This is a genomic window from Cupriavidus alkaliphilus (genome assembly GCF_900094595.1).
Classification (GTDB): Bacteria; Pseudomonadota; Gammaproteobacteria; order Burkholderiales; family Burkholderiaceae; genus Cupriavidus; species Cupriavidus alkaliphilus.
In genome coordinates this window covers 328,687-351,064 of sequence record NZ_FMAD01000007.1, presented here as the reverse complement: position 1 = coordinate 351,064, position 22,378 = coordinate 328,687, and the positions used below count along the sequence as shown (strand labels likewise).

Annotated in this window: 23 protein-coding genes and 1 tRNA gene; 18 read left to right on the top strand and 6 right to left on the bottom strand. The window is 66.4% G+C overall.

All coding sequences use genetic code 11. The features are described from left to right. Window positions 1–2 precede the first annotated feature (2 nt). From GA0116996_RS17330 to GA0116996_RS17310, 5 genes are all read right to left on the bottom strand, one after another. Complete coding sequence (locus GA0116996_RS17330) at window positions 3–983, bottom strand: esterase/lipase family protein (protein WP_092314084.1); 981 nt, start codon at window positions 981–983, stop codon at window positions 3–5. After that, window positions 980–1,513, bottom strand: coding sequence for an RDD family protein (locus tag GA0116996_RS17325; protein WP_092314158.1), 534 nt, complete (start codon window positions 1,511–1,513; stop codon window positions 980–982). The genes GA0116996_RS17330 and GA0116996_RS17325 overlap by 4 nt, the downstream gene beginning before the upstream one ends. 119 nt (window positions 1,514–1,632) lie before the next feature. Further along, window positions 1,633–2,439: a DUF3106 domain-containing protein gene (locus GA0116996_RS17320; RefSeq protein ID WP_092314082.1), complete on the bottom strand. Its 807-nt coding sequence runs from the start codon at window positions 2,437–2,439 to the stop codon at window positions 1,633–1,635. A gap of 1 nt (window position 2,440) precedes the next feature. Beyond that, entirely contained in the window at window positions 2,441–2,872 is a 432-nt protein-coding gene (locus GA0116996_RS17315; RefSeq protein ID WP_092314080.1) for a DUF3619 family protein, read from the bottom strand. Continuing rightward, complete coding sequence (locus GA0116996_RS17310) at window positions 2,869–3,438, bottom strand: RNA polymerase sigma factor (protein ID WP_092314078.1); 570 nt, start codon at window positions 3,436–3,438, stop codon at window positions 2,869–2,871. The genes GA0116996_RS17315 and GA0116996_RS17310 overlap by 4 nt, the downstream gene beginning before the upstream one ends. Window positions 3,439–3,815: 377 nt before the next feature. Between GA0116996_RS17310 and GA0116996_RS17305 the strand changes: the two genes are divergently transcribed. The 7 genes from GA0116996_RS17305 to GA0116996_RS17275 all read left to right on the top strand — a co-directional run bounded on the left by GA0116996_RS17305 (window position 3,816) and on the right by GA0116996_RS17275 (window position 11,501). Continuing rightward, the gene (locus GA0116996_RS17305; protein WP_092314076.1) at window positions 3,816–5,579 is read left to right on the top strand and encodes an acetolactate synthase 3 catalytic subunit; all 1,764 of its coding nucleotides are present in this window, start codon (window positions 3,816–3,818) and stop codon (window positions 5,577–5,579) included. Further along, on the top strand, window positions 5,580–6,071 hold the full coding sequence (ilvN, locus tag GA0116996_RS17300; protein WP_012352317.1) for an acetolactate synthase small subunit: 492 nt from the start codon (window positions 5,580–5,582) through the stop codon (window positions 6,069–6,071). It begins immediately after the preceding gene. 117 nt (window positions 6,072–6,188) lie between these two features. Further along, window positions 6,189–7,205, top strand: coding sequence for a ketol-acid reductoisomerase (ilvC, locus tag GA0116996_RS17295; protein ID WP_092314074.1), 1,017 nt, complete (start codon window positions 6,189–6,191; stop codon window positions 7,203–7,205). A 247-nt stretch (window positions 7,206–7,452) separates the two neighbouring features. Beyond that, complete coding sequence (locus GA0116996_RS17290) at window positions 7,453–8,103, top strand: phosphatidylserine decarboxylase (protein ID WP_092314072.1); 651 nt, start codon at window positions 7,453–7,455, stop codon at window positions 8,101–8,103. 25 nt (window positions 8,104–8,128) lie between these two features. Continuing rightward, window positions 8,129–9,010: a CDP-diacylglycerol--serine O-phosphatidyltransferase gene (gene pssA, locus GA0116996_RS17285; protein WP_092314070.1), complete on the top strand. Its 882-nt coding sequence runs from the start codon at window positions 8,129–8,131 to the stop codon at window positions 9,008–9,010. Window positions 9,011–9,128: 118 nt separating this feature from the next. Next, the gene (gene lysM, locus GA0116996_RS17280) at window positions 9,129–9,632 is read left to right on the top strand and encodes a peptidoglycan-binding protein LysM (RefSeq protein ID WP_092314068.1); all 504 of its coding nucleotides are present in this window, start codon (window positions 9,129–9,131) and stop codon (window positions 9,630–9,632) included. A 327-nt stretch (window positions 9,633–9,959) separates the two neighbouring features. Next, window positions 9,960–11,501 carry a 2-isopropylmalate synthase gene (locus GA0116996_RS17275; RefSeq protein WP_092314066.1) on the top strand — a complete coding sequence of 514 codons (1,542 nt, stop codon included), beginning with the start codon at window positions 9,960–9,962 and terminating at the stop codon, window positions 11,499–11,501. A 112-nt stretch (window positions 11,502–11,613) separates the two neighbouring features. Here GA0116996_RS17275 and GA0116996_RS17270 read toward each other — a convergent pair whose 3' ends face one another. After that, window positions 11,614–12,144 carry a hypothetical protein gene (locus GA0116996_RS17270; protein WP_092314064.1) on the bottom strand — a complete coding sequence of 177 codons (531 nt, stop codon included), beginning with the start codon at window positions 12,142–12,144 and terminating at the stop codon, window positions 11,614–11,616. Window positions 12,145–12,352: 208 nt separating this feature from the next. Between GA0116996_RS17270 and GA0116996_RS17265 the strand changes: the two genes are divergently transcribed. From GA0116996_RS17265 to GA0116996_RS17215, 11 genes are all read left to right on the top strand, one after another. Continuing rightward, window positions 12,353–13,609, top strand: coding sequence for a branched-chain amino acid ABC transporter substrate-binding protein (locus GA0116996_RS17265; protein ID WP_092314062.1), 1,257 nt, complete (start codon window positions 12,353–12,355; stop codon window positions 13,607–13,609). A 161-nt stretch (window positions 13,610–13,770) separates the two neighbouring features. After that, window positions 13,771–14,040 carry a 30S ribosomal protein S15 gene (gene rpsO, locus GA0116996_RS17260; protein ID WP_010809136.1) on the top strand — a complete coding sequence of 90 codons (270 nt, stop codon included), beginning with the start codon at window positions 13,771–13,773 and terminating at the stop codon, window positions 14,038–14,040. Window positions 14,041–14,481: 441 nt separating this feature from the next. Continuing rightward, window positions 14,482–16,653 (top strand): polyribonucleotide nucleotidyltransferase, encoded by a 2,172-nt coding sequence (pnp, locus tag GA0116996_RS17255; protein WP_092314060.1) that lies wholly within the window; start codon window positions 14,482–14,484, stop codon window positions 16,651–16,653. Window positions 16,654–16,805: 152 nt separating this feature from the next. Then, entirely contained in the window at window positions 16,806–17,810 is a 1,005-nt protein-coding gene (locus GA0116996_RS17250; protein WP_092314058.1) for an NAD(P)H-quinone oxidoreductase, read from the top strand. 69 nt (window positions 17,811–17,879) lie between these two features. Continuing rightward, window positions 17,880–18,623: a triose-phosphate isomerase gene (tpiA, locus tag GA0116996_RS17245; protein ID WP_092314056.1), complete on the top strand. Its 744-nt coding sequence runs from the start codon at window positions 17,880–17,882 to the stop codon at window positions 18,621–18,623. Window positions 18,624–18,674: 51 nt separating this feature from the next. Further along, a complete protein-coding gene (gene secG, locus GA0116996_RS17240; RefSeq protein ID WP_010809132.1) occupies window positions 18,675–19,049 on the top strand; it encodes a preprotein translocase subunit SecG in 375 nt (124 codons plus the stop codon). Window positions 19,050–19,236: 187 nt separating this feature from the next. Further along, window positions 19,237–19,321 (top strand) — tRNA-Leu (locus GA0116996_RS17235). 166 nt (window positions 19,322–19,487) lie between these two features. Further along, window positions 19,488–19,847 (top strand): NADH-quinone oxidoreductase subunit A, encoded by a 360-nt coding sequence (locus GA0116996_RS17230; protein ID WP_012352330.1) that lies wholly within the window; start codon window positions 19,488–19,490, stop codon window positions 19,845–19,847. Between the two features lie 6 nt (window positions 19,848–19,853). Next, entirely contained in the window at window positions 19,854–20,336 is a 483-nt protein-coding gene (locus GA0116996_RS17225; protein WP_008643342.1) for a NuoB/complex I 20 kDa subunit family protein, read from the top strand. A gap of 1 nt (window position 20,337) precedes the next feature. After that, window positions 20,338–20,937 carry an NADH-quinone oxidoreductase subunit C gene (locus tag GA0116996_RS17220; protein ID WP_092314054.1) on the top strand — a complete coding sequence of 200 codons (600 nt, stop codon included), beginning with the start codon at window positions 20,338–20,340 and terminating at the stop codon, window positions 20,935–20,937. Window positions 20,938–20,946: 9 nt separating this feature from the next. After that, window positions 20,947–22,200, top strand: coding sequence for an NADH-quinone oxidoreductase subunit D (locus GA0116996_RS17215; RefSeq protein WP_092314052.1), 1,254 nt, complete (start codon window positions 20,947–20,949; stop codon window positions 22,198–22,200). Window positions 22,201–22,378: the final 178 nt, after the last annotated feature.

The following is a 22,378-nucleotide window of genomic DNA, read 5'->3' as shown; positions in this document are numbered from 1 at the left end:
GCTCAGCGGCCGCGCGCGGACAGTTCGGCCAGGGCGTCGAGTACGGCGCGCACCGCGGCGGGATGGCGCAGCAGCGACACATGGCCGATGCCGGACAGCGGGATATGGCCGGCGCCGTCGAGCCACCCGGTGCACGGCGGGCCCGCGATCGAATCGTGCCAGCTGAAGATCGAGATCATGCGCGCGCGCAGGCGCGGCGTTTCGGCGGCCGCGAGCGCGCGCAGCCACGGGCTGCCGCAGCGCATCTGGCGCGCATTGTGGCCGCCGCCAAACCGCGCCAGCGCGCTGCCGTGGTGCGGGCTGCCCAGCGTCACGATGCCGGCGCACAGGTCTTCATCGCCGGCCAGCCGCAGCGCGGCGCGCGCAACCAGGCCGCCCATGCTGTGGCAGAGCAGCAGGGGCGCGCGCCCGCTTTCGGCGCGGATGCGCCGCATCGCCGCCAGCAGCGCGTGCGCGTAGTCGTCGATGTCGCCGAACACGGGTTCGAGGTCGATCCCGTGGCAGCGGTAGCCGGCGGCGGCCAGCGCCGGCTGCATGTCGAGCCAGATGGCCTGGCCGCAGGCATAGCCATGGACCAGCAGCACCGGCGGGGCATCGCGGCCGGGCCGGGCATGGTTGGCCGGCGCAAACGGTGCCCGCGCGCGGAAGGGTTGCAGCCAGTCGAACATGCGCAGTACCGCCAGGCATTCGGTTGCGTAGCAGCGCAACGCCTGCGCCAGCCGCAGCGGCCTGCGGGTGGCTGCAAGTTCGGCAGGCGGCGCGGGCGGGTGATCGCAGCGTGCGACCCACAGGCCGCGTCCGCTCAGCGCGAAGGCGATGGCAATGCCGCAGGCGAAGCCGCCCAGGATCAGCCCGGCCCCGGCGGCGAGCGCGCCGGGCCACGGCCAGGCCGCCGTGCGTACCAGCGCCGCGGCAATGCCCAGCGCTGCGGCCGCCTGCACGGTCACCGCGACGCGGCGGATGCCGGCGGCGCCAAGGCTCATGGCTTGGTGCGCAGGTCGGTCAGGCGCGTGCCGGCCAGGCGGTCATGCAGGAACTGGCGGCGCGGGTCCAGCCAGGCCAGCAGGATCCAGATCAGCAGGCCGGCGCACAGCACGCCGACGAACGGGCCCTTGACCAGCCCGAGCAGATGGCCGACCGCGGCCGAGGGCGGCAACCACAGCCACGTCAGCACGTAGCGCAGCGCCGCCTGCGGCCAGCGCGGCGGCACGCCCGCGGCGTTTTCGACGCGCATGCGCCAGGTCTGCATCGCCAGGGTCTGGCCGTTGCGCTGCCAGAACCACGTGAAATAGAGCCCCATCACCAGGAAGCTCCACAGCTGGATCGCCAGCGGCCCGTCCACGCCCAGCTTCTGCAGCAGCGGACGCACCAGCAGGTAGGCGGCGGTCGAGGCGCTCAACACGCCGAACAGCAGCACGCCTTCATAAAGCATGCAGGCGATGCGGCGGCGCAGCGGCGGGGCGGCCGGCGCGGACGCGGCAGGGGGTACGGGGTCGAGGGTGGCAGCGGGCATCGATGGCATTCTGGACAGGGCGCCGGCGCGCGGCATGCGGATGCCGGTGCGGGCCTGGCGAAGCTGGCCCAGGTGCGCCGGCCGGCCTCAAACGGCCATTATGCCAAATGGCCTGCGAATTACTGGCGCACGGTGGCGTCGGACGCCGCGGCCGTTGCTTCGGTGGCAGCCTGGGCCGCCGCGGCAGCCGGCACTGCGGCCGCGGGCAGCGCTGCGCTTGCGGGCGCCGCGGGGGTGGCAACGGCAGGGGCGGACGCCGCGGCAGCTGCCGCGGCGGCGGGGGCTGCGGGCAGCGCCGCGCCCGCGCTGGCCGGCGTGCCGGCCGGGTGGGCAGCGTGGCCCGCGCCCGCCTTGTGTTCATGGCGCAGCTGGCGGCTGGTGTCGCTGGGCAGGCGCTTGCCGCTGGGCAGCGCGCTGACGGCGCCGGGGCGGCGCGGCACTTGGTCGGTGGCGGCCAGCTTCTTCTTCTGCTCTTCGGGCAACTGCTGGTACTTGTCCCAGGCCTCGGCCTTCTTTTCGGTCGGCAGCGAGCGGGTGATCTGGTAGTTTTCGCGCGCCAGACGGCGTTGCTGCGGAGTCATCCTGACCCACTCCGCCATGCGTGCCTGCAGCCGGGCCTGTTCGGCCGGCGAATACTTCGGATAGCGCGCGGCGATGCGCAGCCACTTGTGGCGGTTCAGCTCCGGCAGGGTGTCCCACAGCGGCTGCAGCGGCGCCAGGATGCGCTGGTTGACCGGGCTGAGGTCGGCCCAGGCGGGCTTGGCGCTGACCGGCTGGGCGGCCTGGGAGGCAGGGGCTCCGTCCGCCGCGGAAGCCCCCTGCGCCTGCGCCGGGGCGGGCAACAGCGCCCAGCAGGTGGCCGCGCCGGCCAGCAGGGCGGCCAGCCGGCGGCGCGGGGCGTCGGGGTGGGGAAGCGGGGGCGCCATGCTATTGCCCGTGCTTCAGGAACACGTGGAAGCCCTCGTCGGCGTAGGCCGTGGGCGGCAGGTCGTCGAGCAGCATGGCGGCGTCGATATCGGCCAGTTCCTCGATGCGCTTCTGTTCCTGCCAGTGGTAGATGCCCACCAGGCCGGCGCCCAGCGCGACCAGCGTCCAGACCAGCCCCAGCCGGCGCAGCCAGGCGCCGGCGCGGTGCAGCGGCGAGGCGTCGTCGTCGAACAGCGGCGCCTGCGCGCCCGGCATGGCCAGCTGCGGCACCAGCACGGGCGCCTCGGCCTTCTTGCGGGCGACCGCCATCCGGCGCGCGGCGGCGAGCCGTTCGGAAATGTCGGCCGGCAAGGCGTCGGCGCCGGCGTCAAGTGCCGCGCGAACCTCATGCGCAAACCGGCGCTCGCGGATTTCTTTGTCGTTTCTGCTCATAGTCGGACCCCCCGTGCGCGCAGGGCCTGCGCAAGCGTGTGCGTGGCACGGGAACAGTGCGTCTTGACGCTGCCTTCGGAGCAGCCCATCACGGCCGCGGTTTCGGCGACGTCCATATCTTCCCAGTAACGCATCAGGAATGCCTGGCGTTGACGCGTGGGCAGGCGCTGGATCTCCTGCTCGATGATGTGCATGACCTGGGCGCGCTCGACCTTGTCGGCGCTGCTTTCGGCCGACTCCGAGCCGACCTGTGCCTCGAGCGTCTCCAGCAGGTCGCTGTCGTCGCCGTCGCCACGGTCGTCGCGCAGGCTGGAAAACAGCGAGACCCAGGTATTGCGCACCTTCTGGCGCCGGAACCAGTCGTGGATGGTGTTCTGCAGGATGCGCTGGAACAGCGGCGCGAGTTCCGCGGCGCTCTTGTCGCCATATTTTTCGGCCAGCTTGATCATGGCGTCCTGGACGATGTCCAGCGCGGCCTCGTCGTCGCGCACGGCGAACACGGCCTGCTTGAAGGCGCGCCGCTCGACGCTGGCAAGAAATGCGGACAGTTCCTGGTCGGTGGCCATTCAGGCGGTTGGGGCTTGTTGCGCCGGGACCCGGGCCCGGTTCTGGTGAATGTGCTGCGAAGGGCGCGCGGCGCCCCAATGTGCTGGGATGCTAGCAAAATTTGGCCGCGCTGTACCGTTTTGTCTGGCGGGAAATACATGGCGCTGCGCAAAAGTTTTTGCCAATCCGGGGAACTTGCCGATGCCGGCGGCGTAAACAACCGTAGACCGCGCTGGTGCATTGCAGTATCATCGACGGTTCACACGACATCAGTGGTTGTCTCATCCGGCCGCTTATGAGGCGGTCTTCCATGCAGACGCGCACCGCTTGAACCCGAGCCACAAGTTCGGCAGAGAGCATCCAAACAATTTTTTGCCGAAAATTGCAAAGGACTGAAATGAACATGCCCAGCGCGGAATTCTCCCACGCCGACAGCAATTCATCTGCCGCGCCCGAAATGATCGGGGCGGAAATTCTCGTTCACGCACTTGCCGAAGAAGGCGTCGAGTACGTCTGGGGCTACCCCGGCGGCGCAGTGCTGTACATCTACGACGAGCTCCACAAGCAAACCAAGTTCGAGCACATCCTGGTGCGCCACGAGCAGGCCGCGGTCCATGCCGCGGATGGCTACGCACGCGCAACGGGCAAGGTGGGCGTCGCCCTGGTGACCTCCGGTCCCGGCGTGACCAATGCCGTCACCGGCATCGCCACCGCGTACCTCGACTCGATCCCGATGGTGGTGATCACCGGCAACGTGCCGACCCACGCCATCGGCCAGGACGCCTTCCAGGAGTGCGACACCGTCGGCATCACCCGCCCGATCGTCAAGCACAACTTCCTGGTGAAGGACGTGCGCGACCTCGCCGCGACCATCAAGAAGGCGTTCTTCATTGCCTCGACCGGCCGTCCCGGCCCGGTGGTGGTGGACATCCCCAAGGATGTCTCGCGCAATGCCTGCAAGTACGAGTACCCCAAGTCGATCGACATGCGCTCGTACAACCCGGTCAACAAGGGCCACTCGGGCCAGATCCGCAAGGCCGTGGCGCTGCTGCAGAACGCCGAGCGCCCGTACATCTACAGCGGCGGCGGCGTGGTGCTGGCCAATGCCAGCGACGAGCTGCGCCAGCTGGCGGCGCTGACCGGCCACCCGGTGACCAACACGCTGATGGGCCTGGGTGCGTTCCCCGGCACCCACAAGCAGTTCGTCGGCATGCTCGGCATGCACGGCACGTATGAAGCCAACATGGCCATGCAGAACTGCGACGTGCTGATCGCCATCGGCGCCCGTTTCGACGACCGCGTGATCGGCAACCCGTCGCATTTCACCTCGCAGGCGCGCAAGATCATCCATATCGACATCGATCCGTCGTCGATTTCCAAGCGCGTCAAGGTCGATATCCCCATCGTCGGCAACGTCAAGGACGTGCTGCAGGAACTGATCGCCCAGATCAAGGCCAGCGACATCAAGCCCAAGCGCGAGGCGCTGGCCAGGTGGTGGGAGCAGATCGAGCAATGGCGCTCGGTCGACTGCCTGAAGTACGACCGCAGCTCCGAGATCATCAAGCCGCAGTACGTGGTGGAAAAGATCTGGGAACTGACCCACGGCGACGCCTTCATCTGCTCCGACGTCGGCCAGCACCAGATGTGGGCCGCGCAGTTCTACAAGTTCAACGAGCCGCGCCGCTGGATCAATTCCGGCGGCCTGGGCACAATGGGCGTGGGCCTGCCGTATGCGATGGGCATCAAGAAGGCGTTCCCGGAAAAGGAAGTCGTCACCATCACCGGCGAAGGCTCGATCCAGATGTGCATCCAGGAGCTGTCGACCTGCCTGCAGTACGACACCCCGGTGAAGATCTGCTCGCTCAACAACGGCTATCTCGGCATGGTGCGCCAGTGGCAGGAGATCGAGTACGACAACCGCTACTCGCATTCCTACATGGACGCGCTGCCCGATTTCGTCAAGCTGGCCGAAGCCTACGGGCATATCGGCATGCGCGTCGAAAAGACGTCGGACGTCGAGCCGGCGCTGCGCGAGGCGTTCCGCCTGAAGGACCGTACCGTGTTCCTGGACTTCCAGACCGATCCCACCGAAAACGTCTGGCCGATGGTCCAGGCGGGCAAGGGCATTTCCGAAATGCTGCTCGGCGCGGAGGACCTGTAAATGCGACACATCATTTCGGTCCTGCTGGAAAACGAAGCCGGTGCGCTGTCGCGCGTGGTGGGCCTGTTCTCGGCCCGCGGCTACAACATCGAGACGCTGACCGTGGCGCCGACCGAGGACTCCTCGCTGTCGCGCATGACCATCGTCACCACCGGTTCGGACGACGTGATCGAGCAGATCACCAAGCACCTGAACCGCCTGGTGGAAGTGGTCAAGGTGGTCGACCTGACCGAAGGCGCGCACATCGAGCGCGAGCTGATGCTCGTCAAGGTGCGCGCGGTCGGCAAGGAGCGCGAGGAAATGAAGCGCACCGCCGACATCTTCCGCGGCCGCATCATCGATGTCACCGAGAAGACCTACACCATCGAGCTGACCGGCAACGGCGTCAAGCTCGATGCGTTCCTGGACGCGATCGACCGTACCGCCATCCTGGAGACCGTCCGTACCGGCGGCTCGGGCATCGGCCGCGGCGAACGCATCCTGAAAGTCTGATCCAGCGCCGCTCGCACAGGTTCAAGCAGTATCCCCGGGCGGCGCGATCCGTGCGCACACGATGCACACGAGGATGCCGCCCCCCTCATATAAAAGACAGAGATTGAAGGATTTATCATGAAAGTGTTTTACGACAAGGACGCCGACCTCTCGCTGATCAAGGGCAAGAACGTCACCATCATCGGTTACGGCTCGCAGGGCCACGCCCACGCGCTGAACCTGAAGGATTCGGGCGTCAACGTGACGGTCGGCCTGCGCAAGAGCGGCGCGTCGTGGAACAAGGCCGCCAACGCCGGCCTGCAAGTCAAGGAAGTGGCCGAGGCGGTCAAGGGCGCCGACGTAGTCATGATCCTGCTGCCGGACGAGCAGATCGCCGACGTGTACAAGAACGAAGTGCACGCCAACATCAAGGAAGGCGCCGCGCTGGCCTTCGCCCACGGCTTCAACGTGCACTACGGTGCCGTGATCCCGCGCGCCGACCTGGACGTGATCATGATCGCGCCGAAGGCCCCGGGCCACACCGTGCGCGCCACCTACACGCAAGGTGGCGGCGTGCCGCACCTGATCGCCGTGCACCAGAACAAGTCCGGCGCCGCCCGTGACATCGCCCTGTCGTACGCCACCGCCAACGGCGGCGGCCGTGCCGGCATCATCGAGACCAACTTCCGCGAAGAAACCGAAACCGACCTGTTCGGCGAGCAGGCCGTGCTGTGCGGCGGTACCGTCGAGCTGATCAAGGCTGGCTTCGAGACCCTGGTGGAAGCCGGCTATGCGCCGGAAATGGCCTACTTCGAGTGCCTGCACGAACTGAAGCTGATCGTCGACCTGATCTACGAAGGCGGCATCGCCAACATGAACTATTCGATCTCCAATAACGCCGAATATGGTGAGTACGTCACCGGCCCGCGCGTGGTGACCGAAGAGACCAAGAAGGCGATGAAGCAGTGCCTGAAGGACATCCAGACCGGCGAATACGCCAAGAGCTTCCTGCTGGAGAACAAGGCCGGCGCCCCGACCCTGATCTCGCGCCGCCGCCTGAACGCCGAGCACGAAATCGAAGTGGTGGGCGAGAAGCTGCGCGCAATGATGCCGTGGATCGCCAAGAACAAGATGGTCGACCAGTCGAAGAACTGATTCACAGCGCTGCCTGATGGCTCGCGCCGCACGGCGGCGGGCCGAAGCCGTTCAGCGTTCCGTGCCTTGCCCTTCTATCATCGGAAGGGGATTGCCGGGACCTGAACGGCTTTTTGTTATCCTTGTCGAACTTTTCGGGCACGGCGTGCCGGATGCTGCTCGCGCGGCGGCCGGCAGGGCGCGCGGCACCTGCGTGCCGCGGCCAGGCCGCCTTGCCTTGGCCTGACTCCATCGAAACACGTACTGCATGAACTATCCTCATCCGCTGATCGCCCGTGAAGGCTGGCCGTTCCTGGCCGGCGCCTTTGTCATCTCGCTGCTGGTGCACGCCAGCGCGGGCTTCTGGTGGGCGCTGCCGCTGTGGATCATCACGGTATTCGTGCTGCAGTTCTTCCGCGACCCGCCGCGTCCGATCCCGTCGCAGCCCAATGCCGTGCTGGCCCCGGCCGACGGCCGCATCGTCGTGGTCGAGAAGACCATGGACCCGTACGCCAAGCGCGAGGCGCTGAAGATCAGCGTCTTCATGAACGTCTTCAACGTGCACTCGAACCGGGTCTCGGTCGACGGCGCGGTGGAGAAGGTCGAATATTTTCCCGGCAAGTTCGTCAATGCCGACTTGGACAAGGCCTCGACCGAAAACGAGCGCAACGCGGTGCTGATCCGGCGCGCGGCCGACGGCCAGCTGGTCACGCTGGTGCAGGTGGCGGGCCTGGTGGCGCGCCGCATCCTGTGCTACACCAAGGCCGGCGACAACCTCTCGCGCGGCCAGCGCTACGGCTTTATCCGCTTCGGCTCGCGCGTCGACGTGTACCTGCCGCTCGACGCACGCCCGCGCGTGACCATCGGCGAGAAGGTGTCGGCCTCGTCGACCATCCTCGCCGAACTCGACGTGCAGTGAGCGGCGGCCTGACCGGAGGACAGTGATGGTTGCCTTCCATCGACGTAACAAGCGCAGCAGCAGCGGCAACGTGACCCACCTGCGGCCGTTCCGCCACAACCAGCTGCGCGGCGCCGACGACGACTTCGACGACGAAGCCGCCGACGACCACGACATCGCCTACCAGCGTCCGCGCCGGCGCGGCATCTACCTGCTGCCCAACGCCTTCACCACCGCGGCGCTGTTCGCCGGCTTCTTCGCCATCGTGCAGGCGATGAACATGCGCTTCGACGCCGCCGCCATCGCCATCTTCGCGGCCATGGTGCTCGATGGCATGGACGGGCGCGTGGCGCGCATCACCAATACGCAAAGCGCGTTCGGCGAGCAGTATGACTCGCTCTCGGACATGACCTCGTTCGGCGTCGCGCCGGCGCTGGTGATGTACGAATGGATCCTGCATGACCTGGGCAAGTGGGGCTGGATTGCCGCCTTCGTCTACTGCACCTGCGCGGCGCTGCGGCTGGCGCGCTTCAACGCCAACATCGGCGTCATCGACAAGCGCTTCTTCCAGGGCCTCCCGAGTCCGGCCGCGGCGGCGCTGGTGGCCGGCTTTGTCTGGCTGGTGATCGACAACAAGCTGCCGGTCAAGGAGCTGTGGATGCCGTGGGTGGCGTTCGGCATCACGCTGTACGCGGGGCTGTCGATGGTGTCCAATGCGCCGTTCTACAGCGGCAAGGCGCTCGACGTGCGCTACCGCGTGCCGTTCGGCATGATGGTGCTGGTCCTGGTGCTGTTCGTGGTGGTCTCGACCGATCCGCCGGTGGCGCTGTTCGGGCTGTTCGTGGCCTACGCGATTTCGGGCTATGTGCTGTGGGCCTGGCGGGCCATGCATGGCAAGCCGGCGATCGAGAAGAAGCCGCGGGAATAAATCGCAGAAGGGCGCTCAGGCGCCCTTCATGCATTGCGGGATTCACAATTGTTTTCGTGCCGCGGCCATCCGGGCGTGGCACTCTGCAGTGTTTTCCACCCACCGTCAGGAGGATGTCATGGGCATGTTCGACTTCATCAAGGAAGCGGGAGAAAAGCTGTTCGGCACCGGCGAGGCCAAGGCCGCGCAGGCAGCGGCCGCGGCGGATGCATCGGCGGAGAAGGTCGATGCCGCCAATCGCGCCGCGGGCGACGCGATCGAGGCATATATCAGGAAGATGGGGCTGGACGCTACCGGGCTGATGGTGCAGGTCGACGGCTCGCAGGGTCTCGTCACCGTGTTCGGCGTGGCACCCGACCAGGCCACGCGCGAGAAGATCATCCTGTGCGCAGGCAATGTCGAGGGCGTGGACAAGGTCGAGGACAAGATGTCGGTCAACGTCGAGTCCGCGGAATCGGGCTGGCACACCGTGGTCAAGGGCGACACACTGTGGGCGATCGCGCAGGCCGCCTATGGCAACGGCGCCGATTACAACAAGATCTTCGAGGCCAACAAGCCGATGCTGAGCCACCCGGACAAGATCTATCCGGGCCAGAAGCTGCGCATCCCGCCCAAGGGCTGAGGCCTCTGCGGGCGGCGCGTGCGGCAAAACCCTGTGTTGCGCGTGCGCGCCAAGTCGGCTATAGTCGCAGCCATGATTTCGCGCCAAGTCCTAATCGCCCGCACCACCCTAGGTGGCCTACTAGGCCATCAGGTCGGGACGCGCGCGCGCTAAGGACGGACTTACCCCTTAGCGCGAAATCCGCAAGGAATTTTCCAACGCCCCGGCCTGCTTCATGCACGCCGGGGCGTTTTGCATTCCACAGCCGTGGAGCGCGGAACAGGCGGTAAAGCCCCGGACGCAGCATGCCGGGGACAGCACACGATAAGCAATCAGGAGCTCCACACCATGTCTGACAAACTCATCATTTTCGACACCACCTTGCGTGACGGCGAGCAGTCGCCCGGCGCCTCGATGACCCGCGAGGAAAAGATCCGCATCGCGCGCCAGCTGGAACGCCTGAAGGTCGATGTGATCGAGGCCGGTTTCGCCGCGAGCTCCAACGGCGACTTCGAAGCGATCCGCTCGATCGCGCAGGTGGTCAAGGACTCCACCATCTGCTCGCTGGCCCGCGCCAACGACAAGGACATTGCCCGGGCGGCCGAGGCGCTCAAGCCGGCCAACTCGTTCCGCATCCACACCTTCATCGCCACCTCCGCGCTGCACATGGAGAAGAAGCTGCGCATGACGCCGGACGAGGTCTACCAGCAGGCGCGCCTGGCGGTGCGCTTCGCGCGCCAGTTCACCGACGATATCGAGTTCTCGCCGGAAGACGGCAGCCGCTCGGACATGGACTTCCTGTGCCGCGTGCTCGAAGGCGTGATCGCCGAGGGCGCGACCACCATCAACCTGCCCGATACCGTCGGCTACGCCGTGCCGGAAGGCTATGCCGAGCTGATCCGCTCGGTGCGCGAACGCATTCCCAACTCGGACAAGGCGGTCTGGTCGGTGCACTGCCATAACGACCTCGGCATGGCTGTGGCCAACTCGCTGGCGGCGGTCAAGATGGCCGGCGCGCGCCAGATCGAATGCACCATCAACGGCCTCGGCGAACGTGCCGGCAACACCAGCCTCGAAGAAGTGGTGATGGCGGTGAAGACCCGCCGCGACTACTTCAACCTGGACCTTGGCATCGACACCACGCAGATCGTGCCGGCGTCCAAGCTGGTGTCGCAGATCACCGGCTTCGCGGTGCAGCCGAACAAGGCCGTGGTCGGCGCCAACGCCTTCGCGCATGCCTCGGGCATCCACCAGGATGGCGTGCTCAAGGCGCGCGACACCTACGAGATCATGCGCGCCGAAGACGTGGGCTGGACCGCCAACAAGATCGTGCTGGGCAAGCTGTCGGGCCGCAACGCCTTCAAGCAGCGCCTGCAGGAACTGGGCATCGAGCTCGACAGCGAGAGCGAGGTCAATGCCGCCTTCACGCGCTTCAAGGAGCTGGCCGACCAGAAGGCCGAGATCTTCGACGAGGACATCGTCGCCATCGTCTCGAACGAGGCGCAGCACGACGCCAACGAACACTTCCGCTTCATCTCGCTGTCGCAGCGCTCCGAGACCGGCGAACGTCCGCATGCGCGTGTGGTGTTCAGCATGGACGGTCAGGAGAAGAGCGGCGAGGGCGAGGGCAACGGCCCGGTCGATGCCACCCTGCATGCGATCGAATCGCGCGTGGCCAGCGGCGCCGAGATGGTGCTGTATTCGGTGAACGCCATCACCGGCGGCACCGAGGCGCAGGGCGAAGTCACGGTGCGCCTGTCCAAGGCCGGCCGCATCGTCAACGGCGTGGGTACCGACCCGGATATCGTCGCGGCCTCGGCCAAGGCTTACCTGGCCGCGCTGAACAAGCTGCACGACAAGGCCGTGCAGAAGATCAACCCGCAGATCTGATCCGGATTCCTGCGCAGGCGGCGGAAGGCCTACCCGGCCCGAACGTACGGACCAGGCCCGCCATTCCCGACCCGGGGATGGCGGGCTTTTTCATGGGTGGACGGGCGGCGCGTCAGAACGGGCGGCGCTCGTCCGGGTCGTAGAGCGGGTCGGGCGTGATCTGGGTCCGGCGCAGCACGCCGGCATCGTCGAAATAGAAGTGGAACAGCGACGGCCATACGTCTTCGTGGCGGAAGCGGTAGGACCAGACCTCGTTGCGCATGCGCGGGTAGTAACTGACCGGCAGCCGGGTCATGCCGAAGTGCTCGGCCACGTCGCGCTTGGTCCAGGTGTTGACCTGCGCCTTGTACAGCTCCGGCGTCGACAGCATGTTGCGGAACGCGGTCAGGTTGCCGTTGCGGTCGAAGTCGGCGCCATAGGCATACTGGCCCATCGGCTGCTTCGAGTAGATCCAGCGCGTGGTGCCGTCGCGCAGCGGGAACACATCGGTGGGCGGCCCGAACATGGCCTGCACCGCGGCCTGCGGCTGGCCCACCAGCCGGCTCCCTTCCTGCTCCGGCATCAGCGTGGCGCAGGCGGACAGCATGGCGACGCCCAGCGCCAGCACGAGACGGCGCGCGCCCTTGGCGATGACGGATTTCATGGCTGGACCCCGATCGATGTATGGAATGTGGATACCGCCAGTGTAGTCCGACGGCGGGTGGTGTGTGCATCCGACGCTGCTTTTGTGCGGATCTGCCGATAACCCGGCCGGTTCTCCCCGGAACTGGCGGCGCGGATCCGGTCCGCGCCGGTATTTGCCCGCAACCGGACGCTGCCGTACTATCCAGCGCTTTCCAGGAGAGAGACGAATGACGGTTGCGGCGCGGTGGCGGGGATGGCTGGGCGGGTTGTTGCTGGCGGCAGCGGCGGGCGCATCGGCGCAGGAGCCGATCCGGCTGGGCATGATCGACGGCCTGTCCGGCCCGTTCGCCAATGCCGGCGAAGCGGTGGCGCGCAACCTGCGCCTGGCGATCGAGCGCATCAACGCGCGCGGAGGCGTGAAGACCGCCGACGGTGCGCGCCCGCTCGAGCTGGTCACCTTCGACAGCAAGGGCAATGTCGACGAAAGCCTGATCCAGCTGCGCGCGCTGACCGACAAGCGCATCCCGTTTGTCCTGCAGGGCAACAGCTCGGCGGTGGCGGGGGCGCTGGTAGCGGCGATCAACCGCCATAACGCGCGCCAGCCCGACGCGCGCGTGCTGTTCCTGAACTATTCGGCGGTCGACCCGAGCCTGACCAACGAGAACTGCAGCTTCTGGCATTTCCGCTTCGATGCCAGCGCCGACATGCGCATGCAGGCGCTGACCGAAGTCATCCGCCAGGACCAGGCGGTGCGCCGCGTGTACCTGATCGACCAGGACTACAGCTTCGGCCACCAGGTGGCACGCTCGGCGCGCGAGATGCTGGCGGCGCGCCGGCCCGATATCCAGATCGTCGGCGACGAATTCCACCCGATCGGCAAGATCAAGGACTTCGCGCCCTATATCGCCAAGATCAAGGCAAGCGGCGCGGACGCGGTCATCACCGGCAACTGGGGCAACGACCTGACGCTGATGGTCAAGGCCGCGCGCGAGGGCGGGCTGCGGGCCAAGTTCTATACCTTCTACGGCAATGGCCTGGGCGCGCCGGCGGCGATGGGCGATGCCGGGGTGGGGCGCGTGCTGGCGGTGGCCGAGTGGCATCCCAATGTGGGCGGGGCGGCGTCCGATGCGTTCTACCAGGAATTCCGCGCGCGCTATCCGGAGCCCAAGGACGACTACGTCCACCTGCGCATGCAGATGATGGTCGAGATGCTGGCGCGCGCGATCACGCAGGCCGGCTCCACCGACGCGGTCAAGGTGGCGCGCGCGCTGGAGCACATGCGCTACGTCAACGACTTCCACGAAGCCACGGTGCGGGCCGATGACCACCAGGTGCTGCAACCGCTGTACGTGTCCGTGATGGAGCGCCAGGGCGGCGCCGTGCGCTTCGACAACGAGGGCTCGGGCTATGGCTTCCGCACCGTGCGCAAGCTCAAGGCGGCGCAGACCACGCTGCCGACCACCTGCCGCATGGAGCGTCCGTAAGCGGCGGGGCGCCGGGTACTCCTGCGCCCGCTTTTCGGCTATAATCCGCGGCTGTCGTCGCCTGGCCCTGGCCCGGTGGCGGCAACCCAGCCAGTCATTACATGGCACGACGCATGCGGCGCATCCCGCGCTGTGGCGTTCGCAAGTGAAAGGAAATCATCATGGCAGTCGCCGATATCAACAAGTCCGAAGTCATCAAGCAGTTCGCACGTGGCGCCAACGACACTGGCAGCCCCGAAGTGCAAGTGGCCCTGCTGACCACCCGCATCAACGAACTGACCCCGCACTTCAAGGCCAACATGAAGGACCACCACAGCCGCCGCGGCCTGCTGCGCATGGTGAGCCGCCGTCGCCGCCTGCTGGACTACCTCAAGTCCAACGATGCCGACCGTTACCGCGCCCTGATCGAAAAGCTGGGTCTGCGCAAGTAAGGTTGCGTCCGATGGCAGCGCGATTCCTGGGTTTGCACGGTTTCGCGTGAGGCCTCGATGCCTGCTTCAGCATTGCTGGGCAGGCATTTTGCATTTCTGGCGCAGCGAAACCGTCGCGCCGGCGGTGCAGGCTGTGAGTGAAGTGATTTTCGCCTCACCTTACCCGGCCATGTCCATGGCGCGGGCGCCGTTGCGGCAAGTTGCGCAACGGAGTAAGTTGTTCTTTTTCCTCAACACCCCGGATCGGGCAAGGAAACAGGGCTTTGTGTCATTCCAGCACGGCATCGGCAACGCCGGTGCCGCGCTGGAATGGCATAGCACTTCCCTGCGACCGCGACCGGCAACCCGGCAGTTTGCCTGCGGCTGAGAACGCAGGCGTCGCCGGCCGCGCGCGTGTCATTGCGTAGATCGCGCGGCCAGCACGCAAGTCAAGGAATGCACATGTCCATGTTCAACAAGGTCGTCAAGGAATTCCAGTGGGGCCAGCACACGGTCCGCATGGAAACCGGAGAAATCGCCCGCCAGGCCGGCGGTGCCGTGCTGGTCGATGTGGAAGACACCGTGGTGCTGGCGACCGTGGTCGCCGCCAAGAGCCCGAAGCCGGGCCAGGACTTCTTCCCGCTGACCGTCGACTACATCGAGAAGACCTACGCCGCCGGCAAGATCCCCGGCGGTTTCTTCAAGCGTGAAGGCCGTCCGTCGGAAAACGAGACCCTGACCTCGCGCCTGATCGACCGTCCGCTGCGTCCGCTGTTCCCGGAAGGCTTCTACAACGAAGTGCAGGTGGTGGTGCACGTGGTGTCGCTGAACCCGGAAGTGCCGGCCGACATCCCCGCGCTGATCGGCGCGTCGGCCGCGCTGGCCGTGTCGGGCATCCCGTTCAGCGGCCCGGTGGGCGCCGCGCGCGTGGGCTACAAGGATGGCCAGTACCTGCTGAACCCGACCCGCTCGCAGATCGCCACCTCGGACCTGGACCTGGTGGTCGCCGGTACCGAGCGCGCCGTGCTGATGGTCGAGTCGGAAGCCAACCAGCTGTCGGAAGACGTGATGCTGGGCGCCGTGGTCTACGGCCACGAGCAGATGCAGACCGCCATCAACGCCATCCATGAACTGGTGCGCGAAGGCGGCAAGCCGGAGTGGGACTGGGCCCCGGCGGCCAAGAACGAGCCGCTGATCGCCAAGGTCACCGAAGTCGCGCTGCCGCTGCTGCAGGAAGCCTACCAGCTGCGCCAGAAGTCGGCGCGCAGCCAGAAGCTGAAGGAAGTGTCGGCCAACGTCGCCGCCGCGCTGGCCGAAGCCGGCGTCGAAGCCGAGAAGGTGGAAGTCGGCAACATCATGTTCGACCTGGAAGCCAAGATCGTGCGCGGCCAGATCCTGAACGGCGAGCCGCGCATCGACGGCCGCGACACCCGCACCGTGCGTCCGATCGAGATCCGTTCGTCGGTGCTTCCGCGCGCGCACGGCTCGGCGCTGTTCACCCGCGGCGAGACCCAGGCGCTGGTGGTGGCCACGCTGGGCACCAAGAGCGACGAGCAGATCATCGACGCGCTGGCCGGCGAGTATCGCGACCGCTTCATGCTCCACTACAACATGCCCCCGTTCGCCACCGGCGAGACCGGCCGCGTGGGCAGCCCGAAGCGCCGCGAAATCGGCCATGGCCGCCTGGCCAAGCGCGCACTGATCCCGGTGCTGCCGAAGGACGATGAATTCGCCTACACCATCCGCCTGGTCTCGGAGATCACCGAATCCAACGGTTCGTCGTCGATGGCTTCGGTCTGCGGCGGCTGCCTGGCGCTGATGGACGCGGGCGTTCCGGTCAAGGCGCACGTGGCCGGCGTGGCCATGGGCCTGATCCTGGAAGGCAACAAGTTCGCCGTGCTGACCGACATCCTGGGCGATGAAGATCACCTGGGAGACATGGACTTCAAGGTGGCGGGTACCGACAACGGCATCACCGCGCTGCAGATGGACATCAAGGTCCAGGGCATCACCAAGGAGATCATGCAGGTTGCGCTGGCGCAGGCCAAGGAAGGCCGCCTGCATATCCTGGCGAACATGCAGGAAGCGATGGGCCACGCCCGCACCGAGCTGTCGGCGCACGCACCGCGCATGATCACCATGAAGATCCATCCGGACAAGATCCGCGAAGTGATCGGCAAGGGCGGTTCGACCATCCAGGCGCTGACCAAGGAAACCGGCACCACCATCGACATCCAGGAAGACGGCACCATCACCATCGCCTCGACCTCGACCGACGGCATGGCCGAAGCCAAGCGCCGCATCGAGGGCATCACCGCGGAAGCCGAAGTGGGCAAGATCTACAACGGCACCGTGCTGAAGCTGCTGGACTTCGGTGCCATCGTCAACATCCTGCCGGGCAAGGATGGCCTGCTGCACATCTCGGAAATCGTCAACGAGCGTGTCAAGGACATCAAGGACTGGCTGAAGGAAGGCCAGCAGGTCCGCGTCAAGCTGATCCAGGCCGACGAGAAGGGCCGCCTGCGCCTGTCGCTGAAGGCCGCGCTGGCCGAAGAGGGCGGCAGCATCAGCCCGATCAACGCTGGCGAGAGCGCCGCGCCGGCAGCCCCGGCCGGTGGTTCGGAACAGCAGTAATACCACGGGCAGTCGCGCCCGCCGGCGCCTCCGGGAGGGGGCGCCACCAGAAAACGGCTGGACCATGTCCAGCCGTTTTTTTGTTTACACTGCCGGCAACCCTATCGAGCGCAAGCTCACACCGACCCGACAGAAGACAAGGAGCAGCAAGCATGCAAGCCATCGAGATCCGCGAATACGGCGCCCCCGAAGTCCTCCAGCTGACCGAGCGTCCCGACCCGGTGCCGGCCGCGGGCGAAGTCCTGATCCGCGTGGCTGCCGCCGGCGTGAACCGCCCCGACGTCTTCCAGCGCACCGGCAACTACCCGGTGCCGCCGGGCGCATCGGACCTGCCCGGCCTGGAAGTGGCCGGCGTGGTGGTGGGCGGCGACCTCGGTCATGCCGACAACCGCTTCGGCCTGAAGGCAGGCGACCGCGTCTGCGCGCTGGTGCAGGGCGGCGGCTACGCGCAGCTGTGCACCGCGCCGCTGGCGCAGGTCCTGCCCGCGCCGCAGGGGCTGAGCGATATCGAGGCCGCGGCGCTGCCGGAGACCTTCTTCACCGTGTGGAGCAATGTGTTCGATCGCGGCTACCTGGGCCAGGGTCCGCGCGGCAAGGAGGAAACCCTGCTGATCCAGGGCGGCTCCAGCGGCATCGGCACCACCGCGATCCAGATTGCCAAGGCGCTGGGTTTCAAGGTTTTCGTCACCGCCGGCACCGACGAAAAGTGCAAGGCCTGCGAAGACCTCGGCGCCGATCGCGCCATCAACTACAAGACCCAGGACTTCGTCGCCGAAGTCGCTGCGCTGACCGGCGGCAAGGGTGTCGACGTGATCCTCGACATGGTCGCCGGCCCGTACCTGGCGCGCGAGCTCAAGTGCATCGCCGACGATGGCCGCATCGTCATCATCGCGCTGCTGGGCGGCGCCAAGGCCGAGATTCCGCTGGGCGACATCCTGCGCCGGCGCATCACCGTGACCGGCTCCACGCTGCGCCCGCGCCCGGCATCGTTCAAGGGCAAGATCGCCGCGGCGCTGCACGAACAGGTGTGGCCGCTGCTGGCTGCCGGCAAGATCAAGCCGGTGATCCACCAGGTGTTCCCGGCCTCGCAGGCGGCCGAAGCGCACCGGCTGATGGAGTCCAGCGAGCATATCGGCAAGATCGTGCTGACCTGGTAAATCGGCGGGCGTAGCGCCTTGCCCCTGCCACACGCTACAATAGCGGGTTTGATTTGGGAGGGGCACCTCGTGAGACAAAAGCTCGTCATCGGCAATTGGAAGATGCACGGCAGCCTGGCTGCCAACGCGGCACTGCTGGAAGCCATCCAGGCTGGCGCTGGTGTGACCGGCGCGACGCTGGCGGTCTGCGCGCCGTTCCCCTATCTTGCACAATGCCAGGCGCTGCTGAATGGCTCCAAAGTGGCCTGGGGTGCACAAGACGTGTCGGTGGAGGCGCGCGGCGCCTTCACCGGCGAAGTGGCGGCGTCGATGCTGGGCGAGTTCGGCTGCACCTACGTGCTGGTCGGGCACTCCGAGCGCCGCACCTACCATGGCGAGACCGACCAGGCCGTCGCGGCCAAGGCGCTGCGGGCGCTCGAGTTCGGCATCGTCCCGGTGGTTTGCGTGGGCGAGACCCTGGCCCAGCGCGAGGCGGGCGAGACCGAGGCCGTGGTCGGCCGGCAGCTGCAGGCGGTGCTGGAAGCGCTCACGGTGGAGCAGCTGGGCCGCGTGGTGCTGGCCTATGAGCCGGTGTGGGCCATCGGCACCGGCAAGACCGCCACCAGCGCGCAGGCGCAGGCGGTGCATGCCTTCCTGCGCGGCCAGGTTGCCGCGCGCGATGCTGGCGTGGCCGAGCGCATGGCGATCCTGTACGGCGGCAGCGTCAAGCCCGACAATGCGGCCGAACTGTTTTCGATGACCGATATCGACGGGGGCCTGATTGGCGGCGCCTCGCTCAAGTCGGAAGATTTTCTCGCGATCGGCAACGCCTGAATGCCGGCCGTTCCGATCGACCGATCAGGCAAGTAAGCTTATTTAAATCAAATGGCAATCTTCAAGACTTTGTTGGTGGTGCTGCAGGTGTTGTCGGCGCTGGGCGTAATCGGCCTGGTGCTGATCCAGCATGGCAAGGGCGCCGATGTGGGCGCGGCCTTCGGCTCGGGCGCCTCCGGCAGCCTGTTCGGCGCCACCGGCTCGGCAAATTTCCTGTCGCGCACCACCGCCGTGCTGGCCACGCTGTTCTTCGTCTGCACGCTGGCGCTGACGCTGCTGGGCAATTACAAGCCCGCCGCCTCGCTGGGCGTGATGGGCGCGGCGCCGGCATCGGCGCCCGCCGTGGCCGGCGCCTCGGCACCCGCCGCAGCCCCGGCCGCCGCCGCGGATGCCTCGGCGCCGGCAGCTCCTGCGGTACCGAAATAATCCGATTGCCTTGCGGCGGATTCCTGAGTTTTTTTGCAGTTGTGCGTTGAACAAAGCAAGAAATTTGGGTTAGAATGCAAGGCTTGAAACGATTCCCCAGCGATGGGTTCCGCGCAAAGACGAAAGCCTTTGTAACGGACCTGAAGGGCCTGAAAACCCGGCGCCAGGCAATATTGTTTCTCCCCCAGCCGACGTGGTGAAATTGGTAGACACGCTATCTTGAGGGGGTAGTGGCGAAAGCTGTGCGAGTTCGAGTCTCGCCGTCGGCACCAAACAACTTGATCGGAGTCCCTGGCCGGGCAATGCACCCGCGCATGGGGCTCCGGCAGTCCGCAAGGCGGCGCGCCATGGTTCTCGTGGCTTAGCGCCTGGGGTGGGCAACAGGACGCCGCTTCAGCTGGTGCTGTTGACAACATTCCAGATAAGGCTGGCCGTACCTTGAATCTCGAAGCCTACTTCCCCGTTCTCATCTTCATCATCTTCGGTGTCGTGCTTGGCGTGGCACTGATGTCGATCGGTCGGATCCTCGGTCCGAACAAGCCCGATCCCGCGAAGCTGTCGCCGTACGAGTGCGGCTTCGAAGCGTTCGAGGACGCGCGCATGAAGTTCGACGTGCGCTACTACCTCATCGCCATCCTGTTTATCCTGTTCGATCTCGAAACCGCCTTCCTGTTTCCGTGGGGCGTTGCCCTGAAGGATATCGGCTGGCCGGGTTTCATCGCCATGGGCGTGTTTCTGCTGGAATTCATCGTGGGCTTCGTCTACATCTGGAAAAAGGGCGCGCTCGATTGGGAGTGATGTGAAATGGCAATCGAAGGCGTTCTCAACGAAGGCTTTGTCACGACTACCGCTGACAAGCTGATCAACTGGACCCGCACCGGGTCGCTGTGGCCGATGACCTTCGGCCTGGCCTGCTGTGCCGTGGAAATGATGCATGCCGGCGCCGCGCGCTACGACATGGACCGCTTCGGCGTGATCTTCCGCCCGTCGCCGCGCCAGTCGGACGTGATGATCGTGGCCGGCACGCTGTGCAACAAGATGGCCCCCGCGCTGCGCAAGGTCTACGACCAGATGGCGGAACCGCGCTGGGTGATCTCGATGGGCTCGTGCGCCAATGGTGGCGGCTACTACCACTATTCGTATTCGGTGGTGCGCGGCTGCGACCGCATCGTGCCGGTGGATATCTACGTGCCGGGCTGCCCGCCGACGGCCGAGGCGCTGATCTACGGCGTGATCCAGCTGCAGAACAAGATCAAGCGTACCAACACCATCGCGCGCAAGGGCTGAAATGGCGAAGCTCGATACCCTGAAGGCCGCGCTCGAGAAAGCTCTCGGCAAGCGCGTGCAGAAACTGGTCGAGGCGACCGGCGAACTGACGCTGGTGGTCAAGGCCGACGACTACCTGGAAGTGGCGCAGATCCTGCGCGACGATCCGTCGCTGCGCTTCGAGCAGCTGATCGACCTGTGCGGCGTCGATTATTCCGAGTATGCCGACGGCGCGTGGGACGGCCTGCGCTTTGCCGCGGTCTCGCAGCTGCTGTCGGTCACGCATAACTGGCGCCTGCGCCTGCGCGCGTTCGCCAGCGACGACGACTTCCCGGTGCTGCCGTCGCTGATCAACGTGTGGAACTCGGTCAACTGGTTCGAGCGCGAGGCCTTCGATTTCTACGGCATCGTGTTCGACGGCCATCCGGACCTGCGCCGCATCCTGACCGACTACGGTTTCGTCGGCCATCCGTTCCGCAAGGACTTCCCGGTTTCCGGCTTTGTCGAGATGCGCTACGACCCCGACCAGAAGCGGGTCATCTACCAGCCGGTCACGATCGAGCCGCGCGAAATCACGCCGCGCGTGATCCGCGAGGACAAGTACGGCGGCGTGGAGTACTGAGAACGCGTCATGGCAGATATCAAGAATTACACCCTGAACTTCGGCCCGCAGCACCCGGCCGCGCACGGCGTGCTGCGCCTGGTGCTGGAACTGGACGGCGAAGTCATCCAGCGCGCCGACCCGCATATCGGCCTGCTGCACCGCGCCACCGAGAAGCTGGCCGAGCAGAAGACCTGGATCCAGAGCGTGCCGTACATGGACCGCCTCGACTATGTGTCGATGATGGTCAACGAGCACGCCTACGTGATGGCGATCGAGCGGCTGCTGGGCCTCGAGGTGCCGGTGCGCGCGCAGTACATCCGCGTGATGTTCGACGAGATCACCCGCCTGCTGAACCACCTGATGTGGATCGGCTCGCACGCGCTCGACGTGGGCGCGATGGCGGTGTTCCTGTACGCCTTCCGCGAACGCGAGGACATGTTCGACATGTACGAGGCGGTGTCGGGCGCGCGCATGCACGCGGCCTACTACCGTCCGGGCGGCGTGTACCGCGACCTGCCTGACACGATGCCGCAATATCGCGCGTCCAAGGTACACAACGAGCGCGCGATCAAGGCCATGAACGAAGCCCGTTCGGGCTCGCTGCTGGATTTCATCGAGGACTTCACCAACCGCTTCCCGAAGTACGTCGACGAGTACGAGACGCTGCTGACCGACAACCGGATCTGGAAGCAGCGCCTGGTGGACATCGGCGTGGTCAGCCCGGAACGCGCGCTGCAGATGGGCTTTACCGGCCCGATGCTGCGCGGCTCGGGCATTGCCTGGGACCTGCGCAAGAAGCAGCCATACGAGGTGTACGACAAGCTGGACTTCGACGTGCCGGTGGGCGTGGGCGGCGACTGCTACGCGCGCTACCTGGTGCGCGTGGAAGAGATGCGCCAGTCCAACCGCATCATCAGGCAGTGCGTGGAATGGCTGCGCCGCAACCCGGGCCCGGTGATCACCGATAACCACAAGGTGGCGCCGCCCTCGCGCGTGGACATGAAGTCCAACATGGAAGAACTGATCCACCACTTCAAGCTCTTCACCGAAGGCATGCACGTGCCCGAAGGCGAAGCGTACGCAGCGGTGGAGCACCCGAAGGGCGAGTTCGGCATCTACGCGATCTCGGACGGCGCGAACAAGCCGTACCGCCTGAAGATCCGTGCGCCCGGCTTCCCGCACCTGGCCGCGCTGGACGAAATGGCCAAGGGACACATGATTGCTGACGCGGTAACGATCATCGGCACGCAAGACATCGTCTTCGGCGAGATCGACCGCTAATCACGGACCGCCGGCCCGGACGACGATCCGGGCGCTTTCCGAGGAGCTCTGCTGAGCGGAGCGGCCCGGAAGACCCGCGGCGGACCGGCACGGCCTCAGGCCCGCCGGCGGAACGGCAGCGACGGCTGCAAACCTGCGGAGAGACGCCCGGTGGCGCTGTCTCCGGCGTTTTACTGCA

Coding starts and splice junctions, on each gene's coding strand:
- GA0116996_RS17330 (WP_092314084.1), bottom strand. CDS start 983: ATGAGCCTTGGCGCCGCCGGCATCCGCCGCGTCGCGGTGACCGTGCAG.
- GA0116996_RS17325 (WP_092314158.1), bottom strand. CDS start 1,513: ATGCCCGCTGCCACCCTCGACCCCGTACCCCCTGCCGCGTCCGCGCCG.
- GA0116996_RS17320 (WP_092314082.1), bottom strand. CDS start 2,439: ATGGCGCCCCCGCTTCCCCACCCCGACGCCCCGCGCCGCCGGCTGGCC.
- GA0116996_RS17315 (WP_092314080.1), bottom strand. CDS start 2,872: ATGAGCAGAAACGACAAAGAAATCCGCGAGCGCCGGTTTGCGCATGAG.
- GA0116996_RS17310 (WP_092314078.1), bottom strand. CDS start 3,438: ATGGCCACCGACCAGGAACTGTCCGCATTTCTTGCCAGCGTCGAGCGG.
- GA0116996_RS17305 (WP_092314076.1), top strand. CDS start 3,816: ATGAACATGCCCAGCGCGGAATTCTCCCACGCCGACAGCAATTCATCT.
- ilvN (WP_012352317.1), top strand. CDS start 5,580: ATGCGACACATCATTTCGGTCCTGCTGGAAAACGAAGCCGGTGCGCTG.
- ilvC (WP_092314074.1), top strand. CDS start 6,189: ATGAAAGTGTTTTACGACAAGGACGCCGACCTCTCGCTGATCAAGGGC.
- GA0116996_RS17290 (WP_092314072.1), top strand. CDS start 7,453: ATGAACTATCCTCATCCGCTGATCGCCCGTGAAGGCTGGCCGTTCCTG.
- pssA (WP_092314070.1), top strand. CDS start 8,129: ATGGTTGCCTTCCATCGACGTAACAAGCGCAGCAGCAGCGGCAACGTG.
- lysM (WP_092314068.1), top strand. CDS start 9,129: ATGGGCATGTTCGACTTCATCAAGGAAGCGGGAGAAAAGCTGTTCGGC.
- GA0116996_RS17275 (WP_092314066.1), top strand. CDS start 9,960: ATGTCTGACAAACTCATCATTTTCGACACCACCTTGCGTGACGGCGAG.
- GA0116996_RS17270 (WP_092314064.1), bottom strand. CDS start 12,144: ATGAAATCCGTCATCGCCAAGGGCGCGCGCCGTCTCGTGCTGGCGCTG.
- GA0116996_RS17265 (WP_092314062.1), top strand. CDS start 12,353: ATGACGGTTGCGGCGCGGTGGCGGGGATGGCTGGGCGGGTTGTTGCTG.
- rpsO (WP_010809136.1), top strand. CDS start 13,771: ATGGCAGTCGCCGATATCAACAAGTCCGAAGTCATCAAGCAGTTCGCA.
- pnp (WP_092314060.1), top strand. CDS start 14,482: ATGTCCATGTTCAACAAGGTCGTCAAGGAATTCCAGTGGGGCCAGCAC.
- GA0116996_RS17250 (WP_092314058.1), top strand. CDS start 16,806: ATGCAAGCCATCGAGATCCGCGAATACGGCGCCCCCGAAGTCCTCCAG.
- secG (WP_010809132.1), top strand. CDS start 18,675: ATGGCAATCTTCAAGACTTTGTTGGTGGTGCTGCAGGTGTTGTCGGCG.
- GA0116996_RS17225 (WP_008643342.1), top strand. CDS start 19,854: ATGGCAATCGAAGGCGTTCTCAACGAAGGCTTTGTCACGACTACCGCT.
- GA0116996_RS17220 (WP_092314054.1), top strand. CDS start 20,338: ATGGCGAAGCTCGATACCCTGAAGGCCGCGCTCGAGAAAGCTCTCGGC.
- GA0116996_RS17215 (WP_092314052.1), top strand. CDS start 20,947: ATGGCAGATATCAAGAATTACACCCTGAACTTCGGCCCGCAGCACCCG.